Genomic DNA, 641 nt, shown 5'->3' with positions numbered 1-641 from the left:
CGTCATTCAATCAAATGGTGCTAATATTTTAGATTAATCAGCGTTGAATTACTGACCCTCAAAATTGTTTAGATAAGGAATGGGTTAAAAAAATCTTTAGTGGGGGGATAATAATGAAAAATTTAAATAAAATGAAATGGGTGGTTTTGGTTATAATACTTCTAACGTTAGCTGGATGTAATCAACAAAATAGCACAGAATCAAATGCGACAGATATAACAAGTGAAAATATCGCTAGTTCTGAAACACTCGCATCCGATTTACTTATTCGTGAAACACAGTTTGGTAGTGTTAAGGGTTATGAAGAGGATGAGGCGCTTATTTGGCAAGGGATTCCTTATGGTGGCGACACTTCAGGAGAAAATCGATGGCAAGCACCAACTGATCCTCAACCTTGGTCTGAAACTCTTGATGCAACTCAGGCGGGTGTTGTCGCTTTACAAGCAGGAGCAGATGGCGTTACTGGGTCAGAAGACGCATTGAATTTGGACATCTATCGGCCAAATAATGAAACGGAGGATTTGCCAGTTCTCGTCTATATCCATGGAGGAAATAATCAGACAGGACAGGCTCAGGAAATTTCAGGGAAATCCTTCGTAAGTTCACAGGATGCCCTTGTTGTTTCAGTGAATTACCGTCTC

The 641-nt window shown here is 39.9% G+C and carries 1 protein-coding gene; it reads left to right on the top strand.

The genetic code is table 11. The features are described 5' to 3' along the window. Positions 1–113 precede the first annotated feature (113 nt). The coding region (locus ACRCJ0_RS18155; protein ID WP_431391532.1) for a carboxylesterase family protein at positions 114–641 on the top strand (528 nt) is incomplete at its 3' end.

The sequence above is a fragment of the Aerococcus sp. L_32 genome, from assembly GCF_050689315.1.
This window is presented reverse-complemented; position numbering and strand designations above follow the sequence as displayed.